Here is a 25,930-nt window from a genome sequence, read left to right as displayed (position 1 = left end):
ATGCAGATGTCAGCGCCCAGACACACTCCGCAGCCAAACCTATGACGCAGGTGACCGCAGTGCAAAAAATCGAGGACCTGCCGCAAGATGATCTAGACGATTGGGATGACTTTTGATCGGGCGGCGAATTTTCAAGGTGCAATAATGTCGAAAAAGATACGTGTTCTGGTGGTTGATGACAGTTCAACGATGCGAAGCCTCATTCGGATTGGGATTGAGAAGGACCCTAGAATTGAGGTTGTCGGCGAGGCGGCCTCTGCGAATGAAGCTAGAGATCAAGTTCGATCACTAGCTCCGGACGTTTTGACTTTGGATATCGAAATGCCTGGGATGAATGGGCTTGATTTTCTTCAAAGGCTCATGCGCGCGCGCCCCACACCTGTTGTGATGTTGTCTTCAGTAACGGCAGAAGGAAGTGACGCAGCTGTCAAAGCACTTTCTCTAGGAGCGGTCGAATGCATTTTGAAACCGCGTCTTTCAGTCGGTCGAAACCCATTTGAAAACTTGTCCGAAACCCTTCTGATGGCTTCCGAAGCACAGGTTGTACACCGTGTCGGAATGCGGGGTGCAAAAAGATCCATTCCTGATCACCACCAGAGATGGAATGGGAAGTTTGTTATGATTGGCGCCTCAACAGGTGGGGTAGAGGCACTTGAGTATATTCTGTCTTGCCTCCCACATGATTGCCCTCCAATCCTAATTACACAGCATATGCCAGAACAGTTTTTGGTGAACTTCGCCGATAGATTAAACAGGTTATCGAAGCCAACTGTTAAGCTGGCACAAAGTGGAGACATGCCAAAGGTGGGTGAAGTGTTGCTTGCTCCTGGAGGCGCGTTCCATCTGGTTTTAACTGACGAACCCAGCCCGAAGGTACGTCTATTGCGTGCGCCGAGGCGATCAGGGCACAGGCCATCAGTTGATGAAATGATGTTGTCAGCAAAGCATTTTGCGCATCGGACTGTCGGTGTGATCTTGACCGGAATGGGTTATGATGGGGCAGAAGGTATCCGGGTGTTAAACTCGAATGGGGCGGACTGTTATGCGCAGGACCAAGCCAGCTCCGTTGTATATGGGATGCCCAAGATGGCTTTTGAGAAAGGAGGGGTGAGAAATATTCTACCTCTCCGAAAAATCCCGGAGGCCATTCTGAAGGCCTGCGCAAAAGTGTAGCAGAAAGGCTTGCTCAATGAACCAGTTCTCATCACTTTTACAGCAATCAACGCGCACTTACATCTCGCAAGGTGAATTTGCGATTGAGCAGGGGCAGGACAAAGTCATTGCGACACTTCTGGGATCTTGTGTTTCAGCTTGTCTGTGGGATGGCGTGATTGGCGTTGGGGGGATGAACCATGTTCTCTTCACGGATGATACTCAAAATGCTGAAGAGGTGTTTGGGCATGGTGTCAATGGAATGGAACTTCTGATTAACGGTTTAATCCAAAGAGGCGCACGCCGTTGCAACTTGAAGGCAAAGGTGTTTGGTGGCGCCCGCATGATCGCGGGTCTATCTGATGCCGGGCGCAGGAACGGTGAGTTCGTCGTTGATTTTTTGAAGCGCGAAGACATTGAATATGTTGGTGGAGATTTAGGGGGGGATAAAGCTCGGCGTTTGGAGTTTTGGCCTGCTTCTGGCCGAGCACGGCAAAAGTTTGTTCTCAAAGATATCTTAGTTACCGCGCCCCAAAAGATCGAAGTAAATGACGTAGAGTTATTTTAACGACTACTAGAATCGTAAAGGGCTGCTCGTGAGAGCAGCCCTTTTTTGCCATATTTTAGAACCAAGTTATATCGTCAGTTTGGTGTAGTTGGTCGTCAATTTTTCGTTCGTTCGGAAAAAGTCGATGCCGGAGACTTTCCAAGTGAATTGCATTCTTGAGCTTCATGTCATCCACCATAGTAGCAGGGACCATTTTGGCGGTTTCGCCGACCAAATTGGCAAGGTCGACGAGGGTTTGCTGCATTCGGTCAATATCCTGAATTACATGCATTTCAACCGTTAAATCGGGGTGATGAGCTGTTTCCAAAAGAGCGGAAATTGCCCATTGAATCTCTTTGCAGAGATGCGCAAGGTTTTCCAACTCTCCCGAAGCGGCCATAAGTGCTGTGCTTTTTGCAGGTTGGTCGGAATGCATTGATGGCTTCATATCTCCTGACATGGACGCACCTATAGTCTACCAACAATCGCCTCGATCGCCACTCGGAGCTGGTCTGGCTGGAATGGCTTTTTTACAAAATTATTCATCCCAAGCTTTTTGCCATACTCGATGATTTCGCGATCCGCTTTTCCCGTGATAAGCAAGAAACCGACCCCTTTGGTTTGTGGTGTGGTGCGCAAGGAATGTAATAATTGAAGACCGTTCATGCCTGGCATGTTCATGTCGGAAATCACCAAGTGAACCGGCCAGGTTGCAATTTTCTGCAACGCGCTTTGCCCGTCGACTGCCGTCTCAATTTGTTGAAGCCCGAATCCTTCAAGCGCTTGTGTGATGAGGCCGCGACTGGTCGACATATCATCAACGACAATGGTTCTTAACTGATCTCGAAGTGCCATTTTATTCCTTTCGGCATCGACTTGCCATGAGCCTTAACTTTTGCGAAGGCGGTATGCTGTGTCGCCTAATGTCTCGAACTGATTTTGAAATCCGTCAGAGATACGTTCTGAATGGCCAAGAAATAGCCATCCTCCTGGGCGTAAAATCTTTGAAAACTTGCCCCATAGGGTATCTTGAGTTTTCTGGTCGAAATAGATGACAACATTCCGGCAGAAAATGACGTCGAATTGGCCTTGCATGGGCCATGTGTCCAGCAAGTTCAGCCTTCGAAATGAGATTAGTTTACGCAAGCTTTCTTGTGCACTCCACTGGCGTTCAGAGTTATTTGAAGGGACTTCGGAGAAGTATCGCTCTCGTAGTTCGGTACTGAGGCCTTCAATCATGCGTTCCGGATATTCTCCTTTGCGAGCAAAATCGATCACTCTTGGATCTATATCTGAGGCAAGGATTTTCAAGTCAGTATTGGTGTTGAGGAAACCGCTTTCATAAAGAGAAACGGCAAGAGAATAGGGTTCTTGACCATTTGAACACCCTGCTGACCAAAACCGGAGGGGGCGGTTACGTTGGTTTGCCAGATCCGGAAGAACCTGACTGGTCAGCAACTTGAAATGGTGGTTTTCTCTATAAAAATGAGAAACATTTGTCGTGAGCGCTGAGATCAGCTCGATACGTTCTTGGCCACCATCATCGCTTTGGATAAAGTCGCAATAAGCGCCGAAGCTATTTAACCCCAGATGACGCAAGCGTCTGGCAAGGCGTGTGCGCACCATTGCTGCCTTGCTTGACGCAATTGACAAGCCCGCCGCGTCATAGGCGAATTTGGAAATCCGTTTGAAGGATTGGTCGTCCAAGCTCGGCCCAGATAGGGAGTTGAAGCTTTCTTGATCGCTTAAATTCACGCGGCTTCCTCGTTTGTTTCGGGCATTACTGCATTCAAGTCCAGAACGCGGATCATCCGATCATTGACTATTGTCAAAGCGGAAACGAAATTTCTGTTCTGATCTGCGCGCATTTCTGGGGGTGGTTGCATGTCTTCTTGCGAGATTGACAAAATGTCAGACACAGCATCGACCATTAACCCAACAGTCCGCTCGCCAACGGCGACAACGATGATGACGTTACGATCATTTTTTTGCTCTTCCTGCATTCCAAGTCGTTTGGCCAGATCGATGATTGGCAAAACTGCGCCTCGGAGGTTGATTACGCCCCGAACATAGCTTGGGGAATGTGGCAGAGACGTTGCTTGGGCTCCGCCGCGGATTTCACGAACGCTCATGATATCAACGGAGTAGTCCTGCCCTCCAACCAGGAAAGACAATAGTTCAATTTCATCACCGTCTTTGTGAATATCGGGTGTTTTTGAAGTGTCAGTCATAAGGTTATCCCGCAATTTTTTCGAGGTTTGACATGGGGCGCGTGCGGCCACTGGACTGGGTGATCAGGTCGACCGGATCAAGGATAAGAGCTATTTTTCCGTCGCCAAGAATGGTCGCAGCGGCGATACCCGGGACACGCCCATAACTGTCTTGCAGACCTTTGATGACCACCTGGCGTTGGTCTTCGATGGCGTCAACCACAACGGCTGCACGAGAGCCATCCTCTTGCATGATCAAAAGGACAACGGTTCCTGAGTAGTCGCTTAGGGGTTCGCGATATCCGAGTTCTGCCCCCAAATCCAATAGCGGTACAAACGTGTTGCGAATATTGACCACATGGGTTTCGGGGCCAAATTCCAGCAAATCGCTTGGCGTAAGGGTTAATGTTTCGAGGATTGAGTTGAGTGGAACAACCAGCGTTTCTTTCGCAACGCTGATAATCATGCCGTCCAGGACGGCAAGCGTGAGCGGGAGGGAGATTGAGAAAGTCGTCCCTTTTCCGCGTTCCGAGGTAATGGAGATCCGTCCACCCAAAGCCTGAATAGCGCTGCGGACGACATCCATACCCACACCGCGTCCTGAAAGGTTTGATACTTCTTTTGCTGTGGAAAAACCCGGAAGAAAGAGAAGGTTATCAATCTCTGTGTCTGTCAATTGAAGCTCGGGGGGCACAAGCCCTTTCTCGACGGCAATCTGATGCACTTTCTCGCGGTTGATACCGGCACCGTCATCAGATACCTCAATAACCACACGGCCTGAGCGGTGCATTGCGGTCAGATGTACGTTCCCAGCCGCGGATTTACCTGAAGCTTCTCGTTCTGCGTTGCTTTCAAGCCCATGATCAACGGCGTTGCGGATCATATGGGTCAGGGGGTCAGCCAGCCGCTCGATCACGGTTTTGTCGACCTCGGTGTTTTCACCCTCGGTCTTTAGGCGAACATCCTTGCCGATATCCGCAGAAGACTCGCGAACAATTCGGCCCATCCTCTGAAATAAGGATTTTACCGGCTGGGCCCGGATCATCATAACGCTTTCCTGGATGTCACGGGTGAGTTGCAAAAACTCCTCCAGTCCAGTTCGAACCGTTGAATTTGGCGGTAGTCCAGCCTCTTCGACGCTTTGCGTCAGCATGGCTTGGTTGATCACAATTTCCCCAACCAAATTTACCAACCGGTCGATACGATGCAGGTCGACGCGTACTGTCGCACGAGGGGCCGTGGCTGCGCCGCTGGCTTTTGGAGCGGGCTTGGTATCTTGGCTGGGTGTGGCTTGTGCAGGCTTTGCATCTGTCGCGGGGGGGGAGGGAGGTGAACTCTTTTCGGGTGCCACGAATGGCGTTTCGACGCTGGGGTTTTCAGCAGCAGCGGGCATTGGCAAAGGGGGCAGCTCTGGTGCCAAGTCTGGTGCCAAGTCAAGATCAGGCAATAGGCTTGCCATTGCAGGGCTATTTTCGGTGATTTCCAAACGGCAAATCCCATCAACGAAATCAAAGACTTCTTTGATGGCGGCTTCCCCCTCGGAGGTTGTGAGTTGAATGGTCCAGATCATTGTGCCGATCTCGGCTGAAAGCTGGTCCAGATCCGGCAGAGACTTGGTTTCGCAGGTGACGTGCATGTCGCCGAGCTCGCGGAGGGCGCGCAAGAGGAAAAGAGGTTCGTTGCCTAGGCTATAAAGTTCGTTTTCCGGTTCGAAAACAATCGTATAGCTTGGTTCGCTCGCAGGGATTGGATCCGCGTCAATCCCCGGTAAATCCAAAGACAGGGTCATCGGTTGGAATTCCACCTCTTCCTCGTCTTCATCCTCAGCGGAGCTGCCCAATAGGCTATCGATTTCGGTAAGGACCTGGGCTGTACGGCTTGGGTCATGGGGTTCATTCTCGCGCGCTTCACGCACCAGATCCGCTAGAATATCGCCGCACTGGAAAAACAGTTTGAGCACATCATGCGTCGCCTCCAACTTATCGGAGCGGACATCATCCATGGCCGTTTCAAATCGGTGTGCAAATTTTACAAGATCATCGAGGCCAAATGCCCCCGCGCCACCTTTGATCGAATGAACCGCGCGAAACACAACATTGACCGTTTCGCTATCGGCTTCGCCCTCATCCATCAATTGCAAGCCGTCTTGCAAGCTTTCGAGAAGTTCATCGCATTCGATAAAAAATGACGCTTTGATTTCTGCCATAGGATCTGACATGAGCCTTACCCCGCTACCATTTTCAGAGCTTTGACCAGTTTTTGCGGGTCAAATGGTTTGACAATCCATCCGGTTGCACCAGCTTGGCGGGCACGGGTTTTCATGTCGTCCGCGCTTTCTGTGGTGAGCACCAGAATTGGAATGCCTCGATATTTTTCTTGGGACCGTACGGCGTCGATGAACCCAAATCCGTCCATCCGCGGCATATTGATATCTGTGATAATCGCGTCTGGGGGTGTCATTTCGTCTAGGACCTCAAGCCCATGCACGCCATCTTCGGCGAGATGTGCATCAATTCCTGCACCCGTCAGTGTTAGTCGCACCATATCGCGCATTGTTCGTGAATCATCAACGGCCAGAACTTGCATGTTTATGCGGCCTCCCATTTACTGATGGTGTCAGAGTTGAAGCCCAGCAAATTGAGTTGCTCAGCACATTCCAGTGATGCGTTGGAAAAGGTTAATGTTTTCCCATCTTGGGCCCATGTTTTTGCGGCAGACCGGATGACCTGAAGACAGAGAGCGCCCAGTTGGGTGACCTCTTTCGCATCCAGTGTCAGATCCTGGCCGCGGTATGCCAAAATATTCTCTTTCAGCGGGTCGGCCGCGCGAAGATCAAGTTTTGCGTTGAGAGTAAGGTTTGTGCCGCTCATAACTGTCCCCTGATGGCATGTGCGCAATTCACTGTCACAAGATGCCCTTTCAAAAATCCGGTGTAGAAATATGTAGGACAGGGAGAGTTAAGATTGGCTTACACCGAGATATTTTTTCCAAAAGTGGAAGAGTGGCGCACAAATCCGCGGTGCAACCTTTCCAGGAAATTGCGCGCGGTGCGGTCCTCTCTTGCCCATTTCCACCGCGATTGATATTGCGAGGGTCAAAGTCATGAACAAGGGACGGACCCATGCGGGCAGAGGCTCAGAACAACGTAGATGCGACCGAGAAATCCTTGGCCTTGCTGCGCCAGCGCATTGGGTGGGAGACCGCCGAACATCGGTTGGAAGAGTTCAATGCCATGACCGAGGATCCTGATCTGTGGAATGACCCAGAGCGCGCGCAAAAGCTGATGCGTGAACGCCAGTCGCTTTTGGATGCGGTCAACAATTACAAAGCCATGGCGCAAGAGCTTCAGGACAATATTGACCTGATTGAGCTTGGTGAAATGGAAGACGACGCAGAGGTTGTGGCCGATGCCGAAGGGGCCTTGAAGGTGTTGGTGGAAAAGGCGGCTGCGGCGGAATTGGAAGCGCTGCTTGATGGTGAAGCGGACGGCAATGACACCTTCCTCGAGATCAACTCAGGTGCGGGCGGCACCGAAAGCTGTGACTGGGCCTCGATGCTTGCACGCATGTATGTCCGCTGGGCTGAGGCGCACGGATATAAAGTTGAACTGCAATCGGAAAGTGCTGGCGAAGAGGCGGGGATCAAATCCGCGTCGTATAAAATCTCGGGCCATAATGCATATGGCTGGCTGAAATCGGAAAGCGGAGTGCACCGTTTGGTGCGCATTTCGCCCTATGACAGCGCCGCCAAACGCCACACATCCTTTAGCTCGATCTGGGTCTATCCGGTGGTGGATGACAATATTGAAATTGATGTGAACCCAGCCGATATTCGCATTGATACATATCGGTCGTCCGGGGCCGGGGGCCAGCACGTAAACACCACCGACTCTGCGGTTCGGATCACCCACCACCCCACCGGGATTGTTGTGACCTCATCCGAGAAATCGCAGCACCAAAACCGTGACATTGCCATGAAGGCCCTGAAATCTCGGCTTTATCAAATGGAGCTCGACAAACGGAACGCCGCCATCAACGAAGCCCATGAAAACAAGGGGGACGCGGGTTGGGGCAACCAAATTCGGTCCTATGTTCTTCAGCCATACCAGATGGTCAAAGATCTGCGTACGGGGCATGAAACGTCTGACACCAAAGGTGTACTGGACGGCGATCTGGACGCGTTCATGGCGGCCGTTTTGGCGCAAGACGTGGCAGGCAAATCCCGTGCCGAAGCCAACGCCGAAGACTGATCGGATCAACATCGCAAAAATTTGGGGCCCACGGGCCCCTTTTTTGTGTCGGAAAGGGATTATGGACAGAGAATTGGCGGGCCTGCGGAAATTCACATGTTCATAATCTTGACGCATGGCCCGCAAGGCGCAACACTCTCTTTACGCGCGAAAACAGAAACATAAACAAAGCGTATTGGGAGAGAGAATGACAGATGTGACACATCCGGAGGCCTCGGTGCCGCCGACAATTGGACAGGTAACCTTTGGCGATATCGGTGCGGCCCTGCGCGCGGGCTGGTCAGATTTCAAATCCGCCCCGGCCTTTGGGTTGTTTTTTGCCCTGTTTTACGTGATTGGCGGGATCGTCATTTACCTTGAATTGGGTGTATTGGAACAGAGCTATTGGATTATTCCAGTGGGGCTTGGCTTTCCGCTACTGGCACCTTTTCTGGCCGTTGGGCTTTATGAAGTCAGCCGACGAATCGAGACCGGAGAAGAGCTGGACTGGGCGAAAATCCTGGGTGCTGTGGTCAACCAAAAGGATCGTCAGTTCCCCTCTATCGCCATGGTTTTGATCATGGGCTTTATGTTCTGGGTCTTTGTGGCGCATCTGGTGTTTACGCTGTTCATGGGGCTGGAGCCGCTGACCAATATCACCTCTGACTGGCGCGAGGCGTTGCTCAATCGCAATGGGATTACCATGTTGCTGGTGGGGTCCGCAGTCGGTGGCGGCATGGCGTTCATTGCCTTTTCGATCACCGTGACCAGCCTGCCGCTTTTGTTGGATCGCGAACTTGATTTCATCACGGCGATGATTTCATCGTTCCAATTGGTGATACAAAACCTGATCCCGATGCTCGCGTGGGGGGCTGTTATTACGGTGCTGATGGTTCTCGCCATGCTGCCGTTTTTCCTTGGGCTTTTTGTGATCATGCCTGTGCTTGGCCATGCCACCTGGCACCTCTATCGCCGTTCGATGAGCTTTGATGACTAAGCCTGGAAATTGGTTTCACAGACCAAAAAAGCCGCTGTCGGATCATCCCGTCAGCGGCCTCTTTTATGAGTGAAGGTATTGTTTTCTTTACTCTTTTGCAGCAGGCTTCGGCATAGGGGGTAAGGATTTTGTTCCGCCGCCCAATGGGTCATCCTGACGCTGAACGGTGCCTTCGAAATGCGCGCCGCTTTCAATTGCGATGGTCTTATGGATGATGTCACCCTCAACCCGCGCGCTAGAGGTGAGCCGGACCTTTAGGCCACGCAAACGGCCGATGATGCGGCCATTGATCACCACATCGTCGCCAACGACTTCGCCTTTGACCGTGGCGCCTTCGCCAACCGTCAACTGATGGGCACGAATGTCGCCTTCAACGGTGCCTTCGACAATGATGTCTCCGGTCGATTTGATGTCGCCCTTGATCACAATGTCCGATGACAAAGTGGATGCAGGCGGTTTGGCCTTGGGGGTCGCAGGCGGGGCTGCGGGGGTCGGCACGGCGGGCTTTTCAGCCGCTGCTGGTTTTGCGTCGCTGTCGCCGGCTTTCGGGCCAGGCTCGTTGATCCTAGATTTAGAAAACATCTTGTCCTGCCTTGATGTAGATCATCGGGTTGATGGGTTTGCCACCGACTCGCACTTCGTAATGCAGATGTGGGCCAGTAGAACGTCCGGAGTTTCCAATATCACCAATTCGATCCCCGCGCGAGACCCTTTGGCCTTTTTTCACGCGAATGGCAGATTGGTGCGCATAGCGGGTTTCAATGCCGAACTCATGTTGGATCTTGACCAGACGGCCATAACCCGAGCTCCACCCAGCGTGGGTGACAACCCCATCCGCAGGGGCGTAAATCGGTGTCCCAATCGGGGCAGCAAAATCGGTGCCATAATGCATGCGGCCCCAACGACGCCCAAATCCGGATGTAAAGCGAAAGCCGGATTTCACCGGCATGTCGAACGGCATCTTTTGCGCGGCGATCCGATAAAGGTTCATGCGGTCCAATTGACCAAGGATGTCATTGGCGCGGGCGGCCTCTGGATCCAACGTTCCCCCACGGGTCGACAGGATCATCGGCGTCAGGGGGCCACCTTGGCCCGAATACCCCCGTTTGATCTGTCCTAGGATGTGATCCACAGACATGCCCGATTTGCGGAACATATTGTCCAGCGGTTCAAGCGAAATGGTCACGGCGTCTTCGAGTTGGCGGAAGATCTGGTCATTGCGTTCATCCCGCAGGCGGGTCTCATAAACCATGCTTTGGGCGTATTGCTCCGCCTCGGCGGATTTCCCGGCCATCAGATCCCGCTCGGCTGCGGTGTTTTCCAGCGCGGTGGTCAGAAAGCTAACGGTGTTGCGGGCCTCTGGCGGCATTGGGGCGGCGGTTGCTGTCCCATCGGTCTGGGCGACTTGCAACCCTTTAACGGTGTCGCGGGCTTCGTCACGTTCGCTCATGGTGCGGCGCAGGGTGCCTTGGATCACACCAATCCCGGTTTCAAGCTCTTTGCGGCGCTCTTCAGAGGCCAGCAGTTCACTTTGCATTTCTGAAATTTCAGTCAGGGCTAGATTAAAGCGCACCTGAGCTGAGGCGGCCTCGCTCGCGCGGGTGTCGCGCTCTTCTGACAAAACCTGAAGACGTTCTTCGTAAAGCTGTTTTTCGCGGCGTGCCTGATCGCGCATATTGCCCGAGCCGATGGAATCCATCAACAAAACCGCAGTGGCGATGATGGACCAAGCGATAAACGCGGCTGAACCGATCCAACCAAGTGTTTGTGTCATAGGGGACAGGCGGATAAACCGGGTGCCCTCCTCAGATCGTAGGAACAAGCGTTGTTCCGGAAAAAACCGTTCCAGCGCGTGATTAACCTTGTCAATCAGACGTGTCTTCACATTCACACCATTGCCTGACCCGGATGGGCCAATCCCTTTCCCTTGGCGCTTTTGTCCAGCAGGTTCCGTTAAAACCCGCCCCCCAAAAAGCGCACGCGAGGTGCTTAGCGCGCAGACCCCATTGGTGCAAGAAAATTTGCGTTTTCCCGGGCCAATGCATTGAAACGCGCGGGATATTGCCGATGGTGCGGGGCGCCAAAACCTGCCTTGTGAATTTGCCGAGGTTAACCGGGTGTGCCGCGGTTTTTGCCGGGTGTTTCTTCGGTCAGGGGCCAGTAGAAATCTGGCGGCAATCCTGCCTCGGCGCGTTTTTCTTCATTAAAGGGTGGGCGCAGCAACCCGTGGAAGTATTTGCGCACCAATCGGTGGAATTCGTCTTTTGGATCAAGCTCATGGCGGCCACAAAGAAAGTGGAACCATTTTGATCCATAGGCCACATGCCCCACCTCTTCGGCGTAAATCACCTCCATCGCGGCGACGGTTTCACTGTCTTTGGCGCGGCGAAAAAGCTCGATCATGCCGGGGGTGACATCCAGCCCGCGCGCCTCTAGCACCATGGGAACAACGGCCAATCGGCCCATGAAATCGTCTTTGGTGTCTTCGGCGGCGCGCCACATGCCCGCGTGGGCGGCCAGCGCGCCATAATGGCTGCCGAGGGCCTCAAGGCGGTCTGATACCAAGTTGAAATGATTGCTTTCTTCATCAGCGGCCTTGACCCAGTCGTCAAAAAAACCGGCGGGCATTTTGATGTGGGAAAACCGTGCGATAATGTCCCAGTGCAGGTCCACGGCGTTCAGCTCGATGTGGGCGACCGCATGTAACAGCGCGATGCGCCCTTCTGGTGTGCCGGGCTTGCGCTTTGGCACATCGCGGGGGTCTTTCAGTTCGGGAGTGTCAGGCCGGGCGGGGTAATCGGGCGGGGTCGCGCGTCCCACATCGGGGAAATCGCCGTCTTCACGCGCGGCAAACCAGTCGCGGGCATATTGACGGGACAGGGCCGCCTTTGCCCGCCCATCTGCGGTGCGCAAGACGTCATTTGCCATTTCTGCCAAGGGTTTGCTGAGCGTGGACATGATTATTCCCCCCGAACCAGGGCTGTTGCGGCCTCGAGCACCTCTTGCGCGTGGCCCTTCACCTTCACCTTGGTCCAGACCCGCGCGATCACACCATTTTCGTCAATCAAAAATGTGGTCCGGGTGATGCCCATATAGGTGCGGCCATAGTTCATTTTCTCGCCCCAAGTGCCGTAAGCCTCGCAAACTTCTGTTTGGGCGTCGGACAAGAGCGGCACGGACAACCCGTGTTTTGCGATGAAATTTTCGTGCCGTTTCACACTGTCTTTCGAAATGCCGAAGACCCGCACGCGCAGGGCTTCAAAGTCGGGCAGCAACGCAGAAAAATCCAGCGCTTCACTGGTGCAGCCGGGCGTGTTGTCTTTGGGGTAGAAGAACAAAACCACCAGCCCCGGCGCTGATCCAGCGGCCGCGCGCGGCAGGGGGATGGCAGGCATGTCCGTTTGTGGCCCAACTTGAGGCAGATTGAACTCTGGCGCGTTTGCGCCGATTTCAAGAGGCTGTGCCGGCATCTCTTGGTTTCCTTTACGCTGGGCTCTAGCAATACTAAGGCTTTCGTTTTACTGGCAAACGCAGCAAGATGAAAGCAGGCCAAGGCAAGACGACAAGAATGCGTCTGCAAATTTGGACCGATGGGCAGAGAAGGGCGGATTGCACGGCATGAGCCAGGGCAATAAAACCGATCAGACGGGAAAAAAACCGGGGAAAGTGCCGGAGGATCCCCTTGGGTCTGTTGATCCAATTCTAAGCACGTCTGTGGATGTGGATGAACACCTGTTGCCCAATTTGCCCAAGTTGACCGGCGCAGACGTCCCAATCAATGCCCCCCCGGAAGAGGATTTGCCAGAGGCGGAGCCCATTGTTCAGCCGCCGGATACGGCAGATGCGGCAAGCTTTCCGCTCGACGATCATGTGATTGTTCCGGGCCCGGATGGCCCCATGTGCCCGATCGCCGCACGCAAGGCCCGCCGACGCCGCCGCTTGAAATGGCATGTCAGTATTTGGTCGATCTTGTTGATTTTGCTTGCGATTTTATTCGTTGTGATACTGTCAATGTCCATGACCGGGCGGGTGGTGTCGCTGCCAAATTGGATGACAGAGCGGATCGAGGCTGGGATCAATGCCCAAACGGACCGCGCTGATTTATCTTTGCACCGTGTGGATCTTGGCATCAGCCCGCATGGGATCCCGCGTCTGCGTCTGGTTGATGTGGGGGTGCGTGATCTGACCGGGCTGGAAGTGGCGCGGTTGAACGCGGTTGAAGGCGGGTTGCGCCTGAGCGATGCGCTGCGTGGAAATTTGAAACCAGCATGGTTACGCTTGTTTGGCGCGCAGGTGACGCTGCGCCGACGGGCGAACGGCGAGTTTGATCTGACCTTTGGCACCGGCGGCGGGGCCACCGGGGATCTGGCTTCGATCTTGGATTTGATTGACAGCGAGTTCACCAACGGCAGTTTGGCGGACCTTCAGGATATCTCGACCGAGGGGCTGACCATTACTCTGGAAGATGCGCGTTCCGGCCGGTTGTGGCAGGTCACGGATGGGCGGATGAAGGTCACACATAACGATGAAGCGGTTGATATTACTGTGTCATTTGATGTGTTTAACCAAACCGAAGAACTGGCGGAAACTGTGCTTGGCTTTCGCGCCTTTAAGGGGCGCTCTGGGGCCAGTCTGACGGCCACGTTTAAAAATGCACGGGCCGTCGACATCGCCGCGCAATCTCCTGTTCTGGCCTTTTTAGGGGTGGTGGATGCGCCCATTTCGGGGGCGTTACACACTGTGATCAGTGACGCAGGGACAATCGGCGATCTTGCTGGAACACTGGAGTTTGGCGCAGGGGCTGTTCGTCCAGATCCAGGGGTGGAGCCGATCGAATTTGAGGGCGGTAAGGTCTATTTGGATTATGATCCAGAGAGAGAGCGCCTTGATTTCACAGAGCTTTCCGTAACGACGGATTGGGGTGAGGCCCGGATCGAGGGGCAAGCCTATCTACGCGGATGGGACGCAGGCTGGCCAACAGAAATGATCGGACAGCTTGATCTTACCTCGGCGCTGATCAACCCTCCGGGGGTTTTTGAGGCACCGGTTGCGTTGACTGGGGGCGGGGCTGACTTTCGCCTGAGATTGGCGCCATTTACCTTGGAAATTGGGTCTCTGTCGGTCATCCAATCAGATTTGCGGCTGACGGGCTCGGGCCGGGCCGCGGCAGATGCAAGGGGCTGGGATGCGGCGCTGCAATTGCACGCGGACAAGGTTTTACCCGAACATGTGGTTGCGTTTTGGCCGATCCATAAAACGACGCGCACCCGGGATTGGATCATCAAGAGTGTTTTTGACGGGCAGCTGACCAATGCCACCGCGGCGGTGCGCCTGTTGCCCGGTGCAAAGCCTGATCTGTCTTTGACGGCTGAGTTTTCCGGGATGCATGCCCAGGTGGTGAAGGGTATGGTTCCGGTCAAGGATGTTGCCGGGCGGTTGTCTATATACAATAAACAGTTGGTCGCCGCTGCTGACACTGGGCATGTGCAGCCCGAGGGGCACGGGGCCATTGATTTGGCTGGCACGGTCTTTGTGATCGACGATATCACGCAAAAACCCTCTCCTGCGCGGGTGGATTTGGCGTTACGGGGTGATGTTCCCTCTGCGCTTGCCTTGCTGGATAAACCGCCGTACCGAATCTTCAAAACCTCCAAAACCATAGGGGCTGACCTTGCCCGTGGCGGACAGTTTGACCTGACCGGGCAAGTGGATCTCGTGCTCAAACCAAAATTGGCACCGGGCGAGGTCCGCTATGATATTGCAGCAACTTTGCGCGATGTTGTGAGTGAAAAACTGGTTCCAGATCATCAGCTTCGGCTGCGACGCGCCACTGTGACGGCCGGAAATTCTGGCATTGAGCTTTCGGGTCAGGGGCGGCTGGACAGCGCGCCTGTGACTGCACGTTGGGTGCAGGATCTGTCATCGCCCGATGCGCGGGGCCGCTCGCAGGTGACTGGGACGGTGACACTAAGTGATGCGGCGTTGCGAGATCTGAACATCATTGCCCCCAATGGAGCCGTGCAAGGGCAGGCCGAGGCGCGTTTTCAGGTCGATCTCGCCGCGGATAATGCCCCGCGCCTGTCGCTTCGGTCTGACTTAAAGGGGATGGGGCTTTCCATTGGATCGCTGGGGTGGTCCAAGCCGAAAAACAGCACCGGATCGCTTGCGGTTGATGCCATCCTGAGCAAACCCGCCCAGGTCACCCGTTTGGATGTCGAGGCGCCGGGATTGTCAGCACAGGGCAAAGTGTATCTTTCGCCCGGCGGTGGATTGGACGCTGCACAGTTCGACCGCGTGCAACTTGGCGGTTGGCTGGATGCGCCGGTCACATTGACGGGGCGTGGGGCCGGGCAACCTTTGGCCATTTCGGTCACCGGGGGCGAGGTTGATATGCGCCGAGCAACCTTGGGATCCGGCACCCGGGGCAGCGTTCCGGGGGCGGTGCCGATCAGTTTGATCCTTGATCGCTTGGTGATTTCAAGCGGCATCACGCTGACCCAGTTTGAAGGCAATTTTGTGCAAAACAACGGCACGTCAGGCACGTTTCGCGCACGCGTGGGGGGCGGGGCCCGGATCAAAGGGACCGCAGCCCCGCAAGCCAATGGCACCGCGTTTCGGATCAGTGCCACAGACGCCGGTGCGGTGCTGCGCGATGCGGGGGTGTTCAAGACCGCCCATGAAGGGCAAATGGAGCTGATCCTGACCCCCGGCGGTGGCAAAGGCGTGTATGAGGGTGAGCTGAAAATTAAAAGTGTCGACATCAAAAACGCCCCGGCTATGGCGGAGCTTTTGTCCGCTGTTTCGGTGGTGGGCCTGTTGCAACAGCTTGGCGGAAAAGGAATTTCTTTTACAGACGTCGAGGCGCGTTTCCGGTTGGATCCTGACAAGGTTACGATTTACCGCAGCTCAGCGGCGGGCCATTCCATGGGGATTTCGATGGATGGCTATTATCACCTTGGCACCGGTCAGATGGAGATGCAGGGGGTGGTGTCGCCGTTTTTCATTGTTAATTCTGCGGGGCGTCTGTTTGCGCGCAAAGGCGAGGGGTTGATCGGGTTTAATTATACGCTGAAAGGCACGCCGGAGGCACCCGATGTCGGGGTAAATCCGCTCTCGCTTTTCACGCCAGGAATGTTTAGGGACATCTTTCGACGGTCCCCGCCGCCAAAGCCCGATCAGTAACGTGACCAGCCGCCACGCGCACCCCCAAGACAGTTGAGACCAAATATGAAGCTGAGTGATTTTGATTTTGATTTGCCCGAGGCGCTGATTGCGACGCGTCCCGTGCGCCCGCGCCCTGCAAGCCGGATGCTGGTGGCTGGGCGCGATCAGATGGTGGATGCCCATGTGCATGACCTGTGTAAGTGGTTGCGCCCCGGAGATCGCTTGGTTCTGAACAACACCAAGGTTATTCCCGGTCGTCTGTTTGGCACGCGTACCCGGTCAGGTCAGGCGGAAGGGGAAGGCGTGGCCAAGCTGGAAGTCACCTTGCTCTCGCCGGTGCCTGATGGCAGTTGGCGCGCGATGGTCAAGCCGCTGCGCAAACTCCGCGAAGGGGAAGTGGTTGAATTTGCGGCGGGATTGAGTGCGGAAATGCTGGGCAAAGAGGACGGTCAGGCGCTTTTGCGGTTTAACATGACGGGGGATGCGTTTGATGCGGCGTTGCAGGTTGCGGGGCAAATGCCCCTGCCGCCGTATATCGCCGCAAAACGTGCCGCAGACGCGCAGGACGCGGAAGATTATCAGACAGTTTTTGCCAAACATACCGGGGCGGTCGCCGCCCCCACGGCCTCGTTGCATTTTGACCAAGATCTGTTGGACCGCGTGACCGAGATGGGCGTGGGGCTGACCCAAGTGACCTTGCATGTGGGCGCCGGGACGTTTCTTCCGGTGAAGGTTGATGATGTGCGTGACCATAAGATGCATGCGGAATGGGGCGAGGTTGGTGCGCAGGCTGTGGACGAAATTAATGCCACGAAAGCGGCCGGTGGACGGATTATTCCTGTGGGAACCACCGCGTTGCGCCTGATCGAAAGTGCGGCCACCGCACCGGGGCAGATCGCGCCTTGGGTTGGCGAGACGGATATTTTCATCAAACCTGGTTACAGATTTCAACTGGCAGATGCGTTGATGACCAACTTCCACCTGCCCAAATCGACCTTAATGATGTTGGTCTCGGCCTTGATGGGGGTGGAGCGGATGCGCGAAATATACGCCCATGCCATTGAGAACCAGTATCGGTTCTTTTCTTATGGGGACAGCTCGCTGTTGCTGCCTCATCATTCCAGCACGACGAAGTGACGAAACACGACCTTATCGCGTCGTGATTGTCGGATAACTGACATGAAACCTCTTTATGCTAGGGGGTCAGATATCGGTAACGGAGGCCTCGATGCTTCAGGTTTTGTCAAGCTCATGGGCGCTTTTGCTCGGGATCATGTTGTTAATGGTGGGCAATGGTGTGCAAGGGACACTGTTGGGTATTCGTGGCGGGATCGAAGGGTTTTCGACCTTTGAGATGTCGGTGGTGATGTCGGGGTATTTCGCGGGCTTCCTGTTTGGCTCGCGTATGGCACCGATCATGATCCGCCGCGTGGGTCATGTGCGGGTCTTTGCCGCCCTTGGCTCGTTTATCTCGGCAGTGTTGATCCTGTACCCGGCTTTGGCCGATCCTTGGGCCTGGACCGTGCTGCGTGTGCTGATCGGGTTTTGCTTTTCCGGCGTTTATGTGACCGCAGAAAGCTGGCTGAACAACTCGTCTGACAATGAAAACCGGGGCAAGGCCCTGTCGCTTTACCTGATCGTGCAGATGGTGGGCATTATTGCCGCACAGGCCTTGCTGGTTCTGGGCGATCCCGGCGGCTTTATCCTGTTTATTCTGCCGTCGGTGCTCGTGTCGATCGCGTTTGCACCGATCCTTTTGTCGATCAGCCCAACGCCCGCGTTTGAGAACACCAAAGGGATGAGCCTGCGCGAACTTTTCACCATTTCGCCGCTGGGCTTTGTGGGGATCATGGTGATTGGTGGCGTCTATTCGGCGATGTTTGGGATGTCCGCGGTGTTTGGCAGCCAGGCTGGGCTGACCATCCCACAGCTCTCGTTTTTCGTGTCGATGTTCTATATTGGCGGGCTTTTGCTGCAATACCCTATTGGCTGGATTTCTGATCGTACGGACCGGCGTTTTCTTATTCTTGTGGTTTGCGCACTTGCGGGGCTCGCGTCGCTTTTGCCGATTGTCGTTGGCCCGACTTATATGATGTTTCTGATTGCGGCCTTCTTTATTGGCGGCATGATCAACCCGCTTTACGCGTTGCTGATCGCCTATGTGAATGACCTCATTGAGGTTGAGGATATGGCCGCCGCCTCGGCGGGTTTGGTCTTTATCAACGGTATTGGTGCAATCGCGGGGCCGGTTGTGACCGGTTGGATGATGGAAGCCTTTGGCCCGCTTGGATTTTTTGCCTATCTTGCCGTGCTGCTTCTGGCGCTGTTGGTCTATGGGACATGGCGATCAACGCAACGCGCGGCGCCTGAAATAGATGACACCAGTAGCTATATGAACGTCGGACCGAACATGTCAGCCGTGGTTATGGACATGGCGCAAGAGGTCTGGGCTGATGAGGCAAATGACGAAGATGCAACAGGGGCTACGCAACATTAATAAAAATTCTTGCGAAGGTGTAAAACTTTTGTAACGGTCACAGTTAGCAGGCATTGGGCGAGGAGGAAACCATGTGCACGCCGACAGAGATCGTGGATTTTTGGGTGAACGAGGTCGGTCCGGCAGGGTGGTATCAGGGATCAGAAGAACTGGACCAATCCATCCGGGATCGATTTGAACGTGAATGGGAGGCCGCACAGCGCGGACGTTATGACCTTTGGTTGACCGATGCAGAAAGTGCATTGGCCTATATCATTTTGATGGATCAATTTCCACGCAACATGTTCCGCGGGTCAGGGAAAGCTTTTTCAACGGACAGACTGGCCGTTGCCGCGGCCAAACGGGCCATTGCGGCGGGCTGGGATAAGCGGATCGAAGAACCGCAACGCCAGTTCTTTTATCTTCCGTTGATGCACAGTGAGAACCTTCCCGATCAAGAACGCTGTGTACGGTTGATGTTGACGCGGATGAACAGTGACGCGGCACCAAGCAATATCTTGCACGCGCGGGTGCATCGCGAGGTGATCCGCCGGTTTGGTCGTTTCCCATATCGCAATGACGCTTTATCTCGCAACTCGACCGGGGCCGAAGCATCCTTTGTTGAGCAAGGTGGATATGGCGCGGTGTTACAGCAGCTCACCGTGTAGTGGGCCAATATTTGGTGAATTTGGGGGGCTGTTCGCTAAGGCGTGCAGCCCTTTTTTTATTCCGTCATCGTGCTTACCTGACGATGAATGTTGCAAGCTGTTGATAATAATATGCAATGAGTGGATGTATTGGCAAAAATGCCACGCCTCTCAAACTCATTGATCCGTTCAACAAAATAGTTTAATGCCAAACTATCTTGAATTCAGGAGAGAGTCCCATGTCAGTGAACGCTTTTGATACAATCGTAGTTGGTGCCGGTCCGGGGGGCTATGTGGCCGCAATTCGTGCAGCCCAGCTTGGCCAAAAGGTCGCTATTGTTGAGCGTGAACACTTGGGCGGGATCTGCCTGAACTGGGGCTGTATCCCCACCAAAGCGTTGTTGCGATCCGCGGAAGTCTTTCACCTGATGCACCGCGCGGCTGAGTTTGGCCTGAGCGCTGGCAAGATCGACTATGACCTTCCTGCCATCGTTAAACGGTCTCGAGGGGTGGCCAAGCAACTGTCCTCGGGCATCGGCCACTTGATGAAAAAGAACAAAATCACAGTCTTTATGGGGGCGGCGACGCTGCCCAGAAAAGGCAAGGTTTCGGTGAAAACCGACAAGGGCACAGAAGAGCTGACCGCGCCAAATATCATTGTCGCCACCGGGGCGCGGGCGCGCGAATTGCCTGGGCTTGAGGCGGACGGAGATCTGGTGTGGACTTATAAACACGCATTGAACCCGCCACGCATGCCGAAAAAGCTGTTGGTCATCGGATCCGGTGCGATCGGCATCGAATTTGCGAGCTTCTTTAACACCCTCGGTGCTGACACAACCGTTGTCGAAGTGATGGATCGCGTGCTTCCTGTGGAGGACGCTGAAATTTCCGCCTTTGCAAAGAAGTCTTTTGTAAAACAGGGTCTTAAGATCATGGAAAAAGCCATGGTCAAGCAGCTTGATCGCGGCAAAGGTCAGGTCACTGCGCATATCGAAGTGGGCGGTAAGGTAGAAAAACAGACCTTTGACACTGTGATTTCTGCTGTCGGTATTGTGGGCAATGTCGAAGGCTTGGGGTTGGAGGAGCTGGGCGTGAAAATCGACCGCACCCATGTTGTTACGGATACGCATTGCCGTACGGGCGTTGAGGGTCTTTGGGCCATTGGCGACATCGCTGGCGCGCCTTGGCTCGCGCATAAAGCCAGCCACGAAGGCGTGATGGTGGCAGAGCTAATCTCGGGTCTGCACGCCCATCCCGTAAAGCCAGAAAACATCCCCGGTTGTACCTATTGTCACCCGCAAGTGGCGTCCGTTGGCCTGACCGAAGCGAAAGCGAAAGAGCAGGGGTTGGACATTAAAGTCGGGCGCTTCCCGTTTATTGGCAACGGTAAAGCCATCGCAATGGGGGATGCGGAGGGCATGATCAAAACCATTTTTGATGCCAAAACTGGCGAGCTTTTGGGCGCGCATATGGTTGGGCCGGAAGTCACCGAAATGATCCAGGGCTATCTGGTCGGAAAAACGCTTGAGACAACGGAAGAAGAGTTGATGCACACCGTCTTCCCGCATCCGACGATCAGCGAATCCATGCACGAAGCGGTGCTGGACGCTTATGACAAAGCGGTTCATATCTAATTGAAAAGGCCGGGTTTATGCCCGGCCTTTTGCTTTCGTCTGCTGTGGATTGGTGTGCGTCGCTTTGCCAGTCGGGGCTGATGTAACAATTCAGTCCGCGCGCCCCATCACGCCAGCGTCTCTTCCAGCTTGGCAATAATCGAGGTCCAGCCGCCTTGGTGATCATCACGGCTTTGCTCAGACGGAAAGCGGACGTGTCGAAGGGTCAGGTCGGTTCCGCCGTCTTTCGGCGCAAGGTCAAGCGTGACAACTGAGTTTTCCATGCTGTTATGGGATTCCCATGTAAAGGCAAGTTTTGTTGCACGATCAATGGTTTGATAGGTGCCTTCGTGGGGCAAGTCGCCCGCACCGGGGACGCGCATAAGGATGCGAAACCGCCCACCAACTTTGGCGTCCGATGTGGCTTCTGGCACGCTCACGCCTGCGCCAGGGATCATGAATTTCGACAACATCTTGGGGTCGAGCCAGGCGTCAAAAACGCGTTCGGGCGGATGGGGCAGGTGGCGGGAAATCTCAAGGGATAGTTCAGTCATTGTGATCCTCCTTCAAGGCAGCGTCGAGGGCGTCTAACCGAAGCGCCCAGATCGAGCGGAGTTCGGCAAACCATTGGTCAATCTCAGAAAGCGGCGCCATGTTCACCTCGATCAGATGTTCACGCCATTCTGTGCGACGCGTCACAAGCCCGGATCCTTCCAGAACTTTGATGTGCTTTGAGATCGAGTTCAGGCTCATCTCAAACCGGCGGGCAATATCCGTGACCCGCAGCGGGCCTTGTTGCGCCAAAAGGGTCAGGATGGCCCGGCGCGTTGGATCGGATGCAGCCTTAAGAACGGTGTTCAGGCGGTTGGATTTCTGTGGTTCAACCATATGGGTGAATAACATGGCGCATCAGTTCAGTCAACCAGTTGGGTGAATCATGTGTGTGCAGGGGTTTGATAGAGGCACAAAAAAATCCACGCGGCAGGGGCTGCGCGGATTTTATATCACTTTACAGAAGCTTATCTGGAGACTTCGCCACCTGCTTGGTGCCAGTGACCCAGCCCGCCGATGTTGTAAACCTGCTCATACCCCAATTTTTTCAGGATACGAATGCCCATCATCGACCGCGCCCCAGAGGCGCAATACAGTGCGATGGGTTTGGAGGGGTCGATTGCTTTGTTGAAATCTGGCCCCTTGGGGTCGCATTGAAATTGCATCACCGCAAGCGGGACCACAATTGCGCCTTTGGCTTTGCCGGTTGACCGCACTTCACTGTGATCGCGCACGTCAATCACGGTCAGCTCGCCCGCTTTGGATTTGCGTACCGCCTCGTCTGGCGCCATCTTTGCGCCGCCTGTCAAAAAGCCAAACATATCTGTTGTCCCGTCTGTAATGTCTTGTCTGCTGGGATATAGGGGTGTGTGGTTGTTGGTCAACAAGTTGAAAGGAGAAATATTCTAAAATGTGAATATTTATTATGGGTCAAGTAAAGAGTGATTGAGGCGAGACCTGTGTTCGTTTAATGTTCTCACTTTTCTGTTGTCCCCAAAGCCCGTTTGTCCTATCGGTTAAGGCAGTGTGAACAGGGGGCATTATGGCCGAGCTGAAAGAGATCCAGGTGCGCGGCGCGCGCGAACATAACCTGAAATCCATTGATGTGGATATTCCGCGAGACCAATTGGTGGTCATCACCGGCCTGTCCGGATCTGGAAAATCCAGTCTGGCCTTTGACACGATCTATGCCGAAGGGCAGCGGCGGTACGTCGAAAGCCTGTCCGCCTATGCGCGTCAATTCCTTGATATGATGGAAAAACCCGATGTGGATCACATTGCGGGTCTGTCCCCGGCGATCTCGATTGAACAGAAAACCACATCAAAGAACCCACGCTCCACCGTCGGCACTGTGACCGAAATTTATGACTATATGCGGCTGCTGTTTGCCCGCGCTGGTACACCTTTTTCCCCTGCCACGGGCCTGCCGATTGAGGCACAGCAAGTGCAAGATATGGTGGATCGGGTCATGGCGATGGAAGAGGGTACGCGGGCCTATTTGCTTGCCCCGATCGTGCGCGACCGAAAAGGTGAATATCGCAAGGAATTTCAAGAGCTTCAGAAAAAGGGCTTTCAGCGCGTCAAGGTGAACGGAGAGATGTATGAGCTCGACGCGCCGCCCACGTTGGACAAGAAGTTTCGCCATAATATCGATGTGATTGTGGACCGGATTGTGGTGCGTGAGGGCATGGAGCAGCGCTTGGCGGACAGTTTCCGCACGGCGCTTGATTTGGCGGATGGCATTGCCGTGTTGGAGACGGCCCCAAAGGAGGGGGAGCCGGAGCTTCACACCTTCTCTGAGAATTTTGCCTGCCCGGAATCAGGGTTCACCATTCCAGAGATCGAACCACGCCTCTTCTCGTTTAACGCGCCGTTTGGGGCCTGTCCGGTGTGTGACGGCCTGGGCAAAGAGCTGTTTTTTGACGAACGGCTTGTGGTGCCGGATGTGACCTTGCAAATCTATGACGGTGCCTTGGCCCCCTGGCGCAAAGGCAAGTCACCATACTTTTTGCAAACCATTGAATCCATTGCGAAACACTATGAATTTGATCGCAAAACCCCGTGGAAAGACCTGCCGAAACATGTGCAGCAGGTGTTCCTTTACGGCTCTGGCGATGCGGAAATCCCGTTTCGATTTGACGAAAGCGGCCGGGTGTATGAGGTGACGCGACCGTTTGAGGGGGTGATCCCGAACATGGAACGCCGCTACCGCGAAACGGACAGCAATTGGGTGCGTGAAGAGTTTGAACGCTATCAAAACAACCGCCCTTGTGGCGCGTGTAAGGGCTATCGTCTGCGGGATGAAGCGCTGGCGGTGAAGATTGCGGGCATGCATGTAGGGCAGGTTGTGCAACTGTCGATCCGCGAGGCTTTGGCCTGGATCGAAGATGCGCCAAATCACCTGAGCAATCAGAAAAATGAGATTGCCAAAGCGATCATAAAAGAGATCCGCGAACGGCTTGGGTTCCTAAATAATGTTGGCTTGGAATATCTGACACTGAGCCGAAATTCCGGCTCGCTCAGTGGCGGGGAAAGCCAGCGGATCCGCTTGGCCAGCCAGATCGGGTCGGGGCTGACCGGCGTGCTTTATGTGCTGGATGAACCTTCGATCGGGCTGCATCAGCGCGATAATGGTCGGCTGTTGGTCACGCTGAAAAACCTGCGCGACCAGGGCAACACAGTCATTGTGGTGGAACATGATGAAGAAGCGATCCGCGAGGCGGATTATGTGCTGGATATCGGCCCGGGGGCTGGTGTGCATGGTGGCGAAATTATCGCGCGCGGCACCCCGGATGAGATCGAGGCCAATCCGGAATCCATTACGGGTCAGTATCTTACAGGGGTTCGTGAAATATCCGTACCCACGAAGCGCCGCAAAGGAAACGGCAAAAAGATACAGGTGGTCAAGGCCACGGGCAACAATCTGAAAAAGGTCACGGCGGACTTTCCTTTGGGGAAATTTGTTTGTGTAACCGGCGTGTCGGGCGGCGGGAAATCGACGCTGACGATCGAAACGCTCTTCAAAACCGCCTCGATGCGCCTGAATGGTGCGCGCCAAACCCCGGCGCCTTGCGAAACCATCAAAGGGTTAGAGCATCTGGACAAGGTGATCGACATTGATCAACGCCCGATTGGACGCACGCCACGCTCGAACCCGGCGACTTATACCGGGGCGTTCACGCCAATTCGTGAGTGGTTTTCCGGGCTGCCCGAGTCGAAAGCGCGCGGTTATAAGCCGGGGCGGTTTAGCTTCAACGTGAAAGGCGGGCGGTGCGAAGCCTGTCAGGGCGATGGTGTCATCAAGATTGAAATGCACTTTTTGCCCGACGTCTATGTGACCTGCGAAACCTGCAATGGCGCGCGCTATAACCGCGAAACTTTGGAAGTTACCTTCAAGGGCAAATCCATCGCTGATGTGCTGGATATGACCGTGGAAGACGCGCAGACGTTTTTCCAAGCGGTGCCGACGATCCGTGAAAAGATGGATGCGTTGATGCGGGTTGGGCTGGGTTATATCAAGGTTGGCCAGCAGGCGACCACGCTGTCGGGCGGTGAGGCGCAGCGGGTGAAACTGTCCAAAGAACTCAGCAAGCGTTCCACCGGTCGCACCCTATATATTCTGGATGAACCCACCACGGGTCTGCACTTTGAAGATGTGCGTAAGCTATTGGAAGTGCTGCATGAACTGGTCGATCAAGGCAATTCTGTTGTGGTCATCGAGCATAATCTCGATGTGGTGAAGACTGCGGATTACATCATCGATATTGGCCCCGAGGGGGGCGATGGCGGCGGTGAAATAGTCGCCAAAGGCACGCCGGAACAGGTTGCAAAAGTGACGGCCAGCCATACAGGGCATTATCTGAAAGACATGTTGTGAGCGGACAGATCGAGCCCCCATTGCGCCCCGTTTTGGCGGTCTTGGCAATTGTCTTGCGTGGGGCAGAGGTCTTGCTGGTCAAGCGGAAGAATGATCCGGACGCGGGCACTTGGGGCTTTCCTGGTGGGCGTCTGGAATATGGAGAAAGCTTGCAGGATGGGGCCTGTCGGGAGCTTGTTGAGGAAACCGGAGTGAGTGCGACGGCGGGCGCGGTGATTGGCACGCAAGAGGTGATTGTTCCTGCGAAGGACGCGGCTTTACCCCCGGTGTTTCACTATGTTCTGATGGGCGTGTCCTGTCGCTATCTGCGTGGTGATCCTGTTGCGGGGGATGATGCGGAGGAGGCAGAGTTTGCCTTGATTGAGGACGTGTTATCAGGGGCTTACGTGATGTCGCAAGGGGTTGCCGATATGTTGCAATTGGCCCTGGTTGAGCGCGATAAAGCGAAGCAGCATTCCCTGTGACCA

25 protein-coding genes are annotated in these 25,930 nt (G+C 54.5%); 11 read left to right on the top strand and 14 right to left on the bottom strand.

All coding sequences use genetic code 11. The annotated features are described in order from the left end of the window. Positions 1 to 144 precede the first annotated feature (144 nt). Both KKW20_RS16020 and KKW20_RS16015 read left to right on the top strand, forming a co-directional pair. Positions 145 to 1,173 carry a protein-glutamate methylesterase/protein-glutamine glutaminase gene (locus KKW20_RS16020; RefSeq protein WP_214568914.1) on the top strand — a complete coding sequence of 343 codons (1,029 nt, stop codon included), beginning with the start codon at positions 145 to 147 and terminating at the stop codon, positions 1,171 to 1,173. Positions 1,174 to 1,189: 16 nt separating this feature from the next. After that, positions 1,190 to 1,720, top strand: a complete 531-nt coding sequence (locus KKW20_RS16015) for a chemotaxis protein CheD (RefSeq protein ID WP_214568913.1) — start codon at positions 1,190 to 1,192, stop codon at positions 1,718 to 1,720. 55 nt (positions 1,721 to 1,775) lie between these two features. Here KKW20_RS16015 and KKW20_RS16010 read toward each other — a convergent pair whose 3' ends face one another. From KKW20_RS16010 to KKW20_RS15980, 7 genes are read right to left on the bottom strand one after another with little or no spacing between them, the layout of a single operon-like run. Further along, positions 1,776 to 2,159: a hypothetical protein gene (locus KKW20_RS16010; RefSeq protein WP_214568912.1), complete on the bottom strand. Its 384-nt coding sequence runs from the start codon at positions 2,157 to 2,159 to the stop codon at positions 1,776 to 1,778. Between the two features lie 8 nt (positions 2,160 to 2,167). Then, positions 2,168 to 2,554, bottom strand: a complete 387-nt coding sequence (locus KKW20_RS16005) for a response regulator (RefSeq protein WP_214568911.1) — start codon at positions 2,552 to 2,554, stop codon at positions 2,168 to 2,170. Between the two features lie 33 nt (positions 2,555 to 2,587). Beyond that, positions 2,588 to 3,454: a CheR family methyltransferase gene (locus tag KKW20_RS16000; RefSeq protein ID WP_214568910.1), complete on the bottom strand. Its 867-nt coding sequence runs from the start codon at positions 3,452 to 3,454 to the stop codon at positions 2,588 to 2,590. Beyond that, positions 3,451 to 3,930 (bottom strand): chemotaxis protein CheW, encoded by a 480-nt coding sequence (locus tag KKW20_RS15995; RefSeq protein ID WP_214568909.1) that lies wholly within the window; start codon positions 3,928 to 3,930, stop codon positions 3,451 to 3,453. The genes KKW20_RS16000 and KKW20_RS15995 overlap by 4 nt, the downstream gene beginning before the upstream one ends. 4 nt (positions 3,931 to 3,934) lie before the next feature. Then, complete coding sequence (locus KKW20_RS15990) at positions 3,935 to 6,127, bottom strand: chemotaxis protein CheA (RefSeq protein WP_214568908.1); 2,193 nt, start codon at positions 6,125 to 6,127, stop codon at positions 3,935 to 3,937. 5 nt (positions 6,128 to 6,132) lie between these two features. Next, positions 6,133 to 6,501 carry a response regulator gene (locus KKW20_RS15985; protein WP_214568927.1) on the bottom strand — a complete coding sequence of 123 codons (369 nt, stop codon included), beginning with the start codon at positions 6,499 to 6,501 and terminating at the stop codon, positions 6,133 to 6,135. Continuing rightward, a complete protein-coding gene (locus tag KKW20_RS15980; protein ID WP_214568907.1) occupies positions 6,498 to 6,779 on the bottom strand; it encodes an STAS domain-containing protein in 282 nt (93 codons plus the stop codon). The genes KKW20_RS15985 and KKW20_RS15980 overlap by 4 nt, the downstream gene beginning before the upstream one ends. Before the next feature lie 251 nt (positions 6,780 to 7,030). Between KKW20_RS15980 and prfB the strand changes: the two genes are divergently transcribed. Both prfB and KKW20_RS15970 read left to right on the top strand, forming a co-directional pair. Further along, on the top strand, positions 7,031 to 8,158 hold the full coding sequence (prfB, locus tag KKW20_RS15975; RefSeq protein WP_214568906.1) for a peptide chain release factor 2: 1,128 nt from the start codon (positions 7,031 to 7,033) through the stop codon (positions 8,156 to 8,158). 187 nt (positions 8,159 to 8,345) lie between these two features. Then, positions 8,346 to 9,134: a DUF2189 domain-containing protein gene (locus KKW20_RS15970; protein ID WP_214568905.1), complete on the top strand. Its 789-nt coding sequence runs from the start codon at positions 8,346 to 8,348 to the stop codon at positions 9,132 to 9,134. 87 nt (positions 9,135 to 9,221) lie between these two features. Here KKW20_RS15970 and KKW20_RS15965 read toward each other — a convergent pair whose 3' ends face one another. The 4 genes from KKW20_RS15965 to KKW20_RS15950 form a co-directional block, all read right to left on the bottom strand. Further along, positions 9,222 to 9,716: a bactofilin family protein gene (locus tag KKW20_RS15965; protein ID WP_214568904.1), complete on the bottom strand. Its 495-nt coding sequence runs from the start codon at positions 9,714 to 9,716 to the stop codon at positions 9,222 to 9,224. Next, positions 9,706 to 11,019 carry a DUF5930 domain-containing protein gene (locus KKW20_RS15960; protein WP_214568926.1) on the bottom strand — a complete coding sequence of 438 codons (1,314 nt, stop codon included), beginning with the start codon at positions 11,017 to 11,019 and terminating at the stop codon, positions 9,706 to 9,708. Before KKW20_RS15960 ends, KKW20_RS15965 begins: the two co-directional genes overlap by 11 nt. Before the next feature lie 224 nt (positions 11,020 to 11,243). Beyond that, positions 11,244 to 12,092, bottom strand: a complete 849-nt coding sequence (locus tag KKW20_RS15955; protein ID WP_214568903.1) for a ferritin-like domain-containing protein — start codon at positions 12,090 to 12,092, stop codon at positions 11,244 to 11,246. A gap of 2 nt (positions 12,093 to 12,094) precedes the next feature. Beyond that, positions 12,095 to 12,604, bottom strand: a complete 510-nt coding sequence (locus KKW20_RS15950; protein WP_214568902.1) for a peroxiredoxin — start codon at positions 12,602 to 12,604, stop codon at positions 12,095 to 12,097. A gap of 148 nt (positions 12,605 to 12,752) precedes the next feature. Between KKW20_RS15950 and KKW20_RS15945 the strand changes: the two genes are divergently transcribed. The 5 genes from KKW20_RS15945 to lpdA all read left to right on the top strand — a co-directional run bounded on the left by KKW20_RS15945 (position 12,753) and on the right by lpdA (position 21,055). After that, positions 12,753 to 16,316: an AsmA-like C-terminal region-containing protein gene (locus KKW20_RS15945; RefSeq protein ID WP_214568901.1), complete on the top strand. Its 3,564-nt coding sequence runs from the start codon at positions 12,753 to 12,755 to the stop codon at positions 16,314 to 16,316. Positions 16,317 to 16,361: 45 nt separating this feature from the next. Next, positions 16,362 to 17,435 (top strand): tRNA preQ1(34) S-adenosylmethionine ribosyltransferase-isomerase QueA, encoded by a 1,074-nt coding sequence (queA, locus tag KKW20_RS15940; protein ID WP_214568900.1) that lies wholly within the window; start codon positions 16,362 to 16,364, stop codon positions 17,433 to 17,435. A gap of 91 nt (positions 17,436 to 17,526) precedes the next feature. After that, complete coding sequence (locus KKW20_RS15935; RefSeq protein WP_214568899.1) at positions 17,527 to 18,795, top strand: MFS transporter; 1,269 nt, start codon at positions 17,527 to 17,529, stop codon at positions 18,793 to 18,795. A gap of 71 nt (positions 18,796 to 18,866) precedes the next feature. Then, on the top strand, positions 18,867 to 19,442 hold the full coding sequence (locus tag KKW20_RS15930) for a DUF924 family protein (protein WP_214568898.1): 576 nt from the start codon (positions 18,867 to 18,869) through the stop codon (positions 19,440 to 19,442). A 218-nt stretch (positions 19,443 to 19,660) separates the two neighbouring features. Next, positions 19,661 to 21,055 carry a dihydrolipoyl dehydrogenase gene (lpdA, locus tag KKW20_RS15925; RefSeq protein WP_214568897.1) on the top strand — a complete coding sequence of 465 codons (1,395 nt, stop codon included), beginning with the start codon at positions 19,661 to 19,663 and terminating at the stop codon, positions 21,053 to 21,055. 107 nt (positions 21,056 to 21,162) lie between these two features. On the opposite strand, the gene KKW20_RS15920 is transcribed toward lpdA, so the two are convergent. From KKW20_RS15920 to KKW20_RS15910, 3 genes are all read right to left on the bottom strand, one after another. After that, entirely contained in the window at positions 21,163 to 21,588 is a 426-nt protein-coding gene (locus tag KKW20_RS15920) for an SRPBCC family protein (protein WP_214568896.1), read from the bottom strand. Continuing rightward, positions 21,581 to 21,937, bottom strand: coding sequence for an ArsR/SmtB family transcription factor (locus KKW20_RS15915; RefSeq protein WP_246534652.1), 357 nt, complete (start codon positions 21,935 to 21,937; stop codon positions 21,581 to 21,583). Before KKW20_RS15915 ends, KKW20_RS15920 begins: the two co-directional genes overlap by 8 nt. Positions 21,938 to 22,053: 116 nt before the next feature. After that, a complete protein-coding gene (locus tag KKW20_RS15910; RefSeq protein ID WP_214568895.1) occupies positions 22,054 to 22,407 on the bottom strand; it encodes a rhodanese-like domain-containing protein in 354 nt (117 codons plus the stop codon). Between the two features lie 221 nt (positions 22,408 to 22,628). Here KKW20_RS15910 and uvrA point away from each other — a divergent pair, with 221 nt between their 5' ends. Continuing rightward, the gene (uvrA, locus tag KKW20_RS15905) at positions 22,629 to 25,463 is read left to right on the top strand and encodes an excinuclease ABC subunit UvrA (protein ID WP_214568894.1); all 2,835 of its coding nucleotides are present in this window, start codon (positions 22,629 to 22,631) and stop codon (positions 25,461 to 25,463) included. Next, positions 25,460 to 25,927 (top strand): NUDIX hydrolase, encoded by a 468-nt coding sequence (locus KKW20_RS15900; RefSeq protein WP_343207604.1) that lies wholly within the window; start codon positions 25,460 to 25,462, stop codon positions 25,925 to 25,927. Before uvrA ends, KKW20_RS15900 begins: the two co-directional genes overlap by 4 nt. Positions 25,928 to 25,930 lie beyond the last annotated feature (3 nt).

The organism is Aliiroseovarius lamellibrachiae (assembly GCF_018599245.1).
In the GTDB taxonomy this organism is placed as follows: Bacteria; Pseudomonadota; Alphaproteobacteria; order Rhodobacterales; family Rhodobacteraceae; genus Aliiroseovarius; species Aliiroseovarius lamellibrachiae.
This window is presented reverse-complemented; position numbering and strand designations above follow the sequence as displayed.